This window comes from Actinospica durhamensis (assembly GCF_018139695.1).
Lineage (GTDB): Bacteria > Actinomycetota > Actinomycetes > Streptomycetales > Catenulisporaceae > Actinospica > Actinospica durhamensis.
In genome coordinates this window covers 1-2,988 of record NZ_JAGSOG010000479.1, presented here as the reverse complement: position 1 = coordinate 2,988, position 2,988 = coordinate 1, and the positions used below count along the sequence as shown (strand labels likewise).

At 71.9% G+C, this 2,988-nt stretch carries 4 protein-coding genes and 1 pseudogene; 2 read left to right on the top strand and 3 right to left on the bottom strand.

The features are described 5' to 3' along the window. From KDL01_RS40130 to clpS, 3 genes are all read right to left on the bottom strand, one after another. On the bottom strand, positions 1 to 430 hold a 430-nt coding region (locus KDL01_RS40130; RefSeq protein ID WP_212533965.1), incomplete at its 3' end, for a M67 family metallopeptidase. Between the two features lie 43 nt (positions 431 to 473). Beyond that, complete coding sequence (locus KDL01_RS40125) at positions 474 to 1,046, bottom strand: DUF2017 domain-containing protein (protein WP_212533964.1); 573 nt, start codon at positions 1,044 to 1,046, stop codon at positions 474 to 476. Between the two features lie 104 nt (positions 1,047 to 1,150). Further along, complete coding sequence (gene clpS / locus KDL01_RS40120; protein ID WP_307846796.1) at positions 1,151 to 1,447, bottom strand: ATP-dependent Clp protease adapter ClpS; 297 nt, start codon at positions 1,445 to 1,447, stop codon at positions 1,151 to 1,153. A gap of 113 nt (positions 1,448 to 1,560) precedes the next feature. On the opposite strand from clpS, the gene KDL01_RS40115 reads away from it, so the two are divergent. Both KDL01_RS40115 and KDL01_RS40110 read left to right on the top strand, forming a co-directional pair. After that, positions 1,561 to 2,862: a nicotinate phosphoribosyltransferase gene (locus KDL01_RS40115; RefSeq protein ID WP_212533963.1), complete on the top strand. Its 1,302-nt coding sequence runs from the start codon at positions 1,561 to 1,563 to the stop codon at positions 2,860 to 2,862. A 3-nt stretch (positions 2,863 to 2,865) separates the two neighbouring features. Continuing rightward, positions 2,866 to 2,988 (top strand): annotated as a pseudogene (locus KDL01_RS40110) (nicotinamidase); the annotation flags it as partial.

Below are 2,988 nucleotides of genomic sequence, written 5' to 3'. Positions count from 1 at the left end.
GGGCGGGGACGCCCTCGGGCAGCACGGTGATCTCCTCCTCGGAGACCACGCCGTCGATGATCCGGAACGAGCGGAACTGGAACTCGCCGGCGCCCTCGGCGTCCCGGGTGGAGACGAGCACGTAGTGCGCCTGCGGCTCGGAGGCGTAGGAGACGTCGGTGCGCGAGGGGTAGGCCTCGGTGGAGGTGTGCGAGTGGTAGACGATCACCGGCTCCTCGTCCCGCTCGTCCATCTCCCGCCACACCCGCAGCTGCTCGCCCGAGTCGAAGCTGTAGAAGGTCGGGGAGCGCTCCGCGTTGGCCATGGGGATGAACCGGGTGGGCCGGTCCGAGCCGACGGGTCCGGCGACCACGCCGCAGGCCTCGTCGGGGTGGTCGGCGCGGGCGTGGTCGATGATGGCGTCGCGGATCGCCTGTCCTATGGTCAGCACAGGGTTCAGGGTAACGGCACCGACCTGCCTGGAAGCTGAGAACCTACCTGGGTAGCGCCTCGATCAGGCTCTCCTGCAGGTAGCCGAGGTAGTAGTAGGCCGGGACCAAGACCTGCATCGGGTCCTCGGGGGCGAGGTCGCCGCCGGGTTCCTGGCCGTCGTCGCTCAGGCCGAAGCGGGCGCCGAGCACGAGCCGCAGGTCGTTGAGGGCGCCGAGCCAGCACTGCGCCTGCTCCTCGTCCATGTCGAACTTGCCGCCCTGGCCGGTGCCGAGGGTCTCGAGGGCGCGGCGGATCCGGTCGCGCTTGCCGGAGCGCAGGTCGCTCTCGGTGTAGCGGCGGAACTCGGCGGAGGCCTGCTCGTCCTCGGGGTAGGCGTTGGGGAAGAGCCGGGCCAGGGCGGGGTCCTGCGGCAGGACGGAGGGCTGCTCGGCGCCGAGGTCGTCGAGGCCGAGCTCGACGGCGAGCGGGTCGGCCGTGGTGGGCTTGGCCGAGGACTCGGTCGGGCCGAGCAGCTCGATCATCTCCCCGAACAGCTGCACCAGCAGCTGTGCCACGGCCTGCTCCAGGTCGGCTTGGACGGTGCGGTCGGGACCGGCTCGGAAGGTGTAGGTCACGGGACTGGCTCTCAGGTCTTCTCGCGGGTGCGGGCCGGACGGCGGCGCGGGGTACGCGAACGCCGGTCGGCGGGCACCTCGGGGCGGGGCGGTGCGGGGCGGCCTCAGTCGTGCTGCAGGGTGGCCCACAGGCCGTAGCCGTGCATCGCGGAGACGTCGCGCTCCATCTCTTCGCGGCTACCGGTGGACACGGACGCCTTGCCGCGCTGGTGGACGTCCATCATCAGCTTCTCGGCCTTGCTCCGGGGGTAGCCGAAGTACGTCTGGAACACGTAGGTGACGTAGCTCATGAGGTTGACCGGGTCGTTCCACACCACGGTGGTCCAGGGCCGGTCGGCTGCCTCGAGCGGGTCCGCGTCGGCGACCTCGGGCTGCTCAAGTTCGGCGGGTGCGCTGCTCACGTATTCATCGTCCCACTCTTTGCCCGGGTCCGGCTTCGTCCGGGCGCCGTGGCGGCGAACGTGGCGGCGCGGCGGGCATGCCGGATACGGCGGAGTGTGCTAGCCTTATCGTCATGGTGACGATAAGTTCTCCGGCGCTGCTCACGGACCACTATGAGCTGACCATGCTGCAGGGCGCGCTGCGCAGCGGCGCGGCACACCGCCGTTCGGTGTTCGAGGTCTTCACCCGGCGGCTGCCGGAGGGTCGGCGCTACGGCGTGGTGGCGGGCACCGGACGGCTGCTCGACGAGGTCGAGGCCTTCCGGTTCACCCCGGAGCAGCTCGCCTTCCTCGAGCGCGCCGGCGTGGTGGACCGGCCTACCCTCGACTGGCTCGAGGCCTACCGCTTCCGCGGCTCGATCAGCGGCTACCGGGAGGGCGAGTGCTACTTCCCCGGTTCCCCGATCCTGACGGTCGAGGGCTCCTTCGCCGAGTGCGTCGTGCTCGAGACGCTGATCCTCTCGATCCTCAACCACGACTCGGCGATCGCGGCGGCGGCCTCGCGCATGGTCGCGGCGGCGGGCGGGCGCCCGTGCATCGAGATGGGTTCCCGGCGCGCGCACGAGCAGGCCGCGGTGGCCAGCGCCCGCGCGGCCTACCTGGCCGGGTTCGCCTCGACCTCCAACCTGGAGGCCGGCTTCCGCTACGGTGTGCCGACGGTGGGCACCGCGGCGCACGCGTTCACCCTGGTGCACGACGGCGAGCGCGAGGCCTTCCAGGCCCAGGTGGCCACGCTCGGCAAGGGCACCACGCTGCTGGTGGACACCTACGACGTGGCCGAGGCCGTGCGGGTGGCGGTGGAGGTGGCCGGACCCGACCTCGGCGCGGTGCGGCTGGACTCCGGCGACCTGCTGTGGATGGCGCACCGGGTGCGCCGCCAGCTCGACGAGCTCGGCGCGGTGGACACGAAGATCGTGGTGACCAGCGATCTCGACGAGTACGCCATCGCGGCCCTGGCCGTGGCGCCGGTGGACGCGTACGGTGTGGGCACCCAGCTGGTGACCGGCAGCGGCGCGCCGACCTCGGCGATGGTCTACAAGCTGGTGGCGCGGGCGCGTTCGGCCGAGCCGGACGCCCCGCTGGAGGCGGTGGCCAAGCACTCCGCCGGCAAGCCAAGCCTGGGCGGGCGCAAGTACGCGTACCGGCGGATCGAGGAGGACGCGGTGGCCACCGAGGAGGTCGTGTCGCTGCGTCCGAACCCGCAGGCCGGCCGGCCGCTCTCGGTGCCGCTGGTCGTGGACGGCGAGATCCTCGCGCGCCCCGACCTGTCCGCCGCGCGGGCGCTGCACCAGGAGAGCGTGGCCGAGCTGCCGGTCTCGGCGACCCAGTTGTCCCGTGGGGACGCGGTGATCCCCACTGTCTACAAGGTGGATTGACTCATGGCCAAGGCACTGATCGTGGTGGACGTCCAGTTGGACTTCTGCGAGGGCGGGTCCCTTCCGGTGAGCGGCGGCAACGCCGTGGCCGAGCGGGTGCGCGACTATGTGCGGGCGGGCTCGGGC

Excerpts from the sequence above, each read along its gene's own strand:
- KDL01_RS40115 (WP_212533963.1), top strand. The coding sequence starts at position 1,561 with ATGGTGACGATAAGTTCTCCGGCGCTGCTCACGGACCACTATGAGCTG.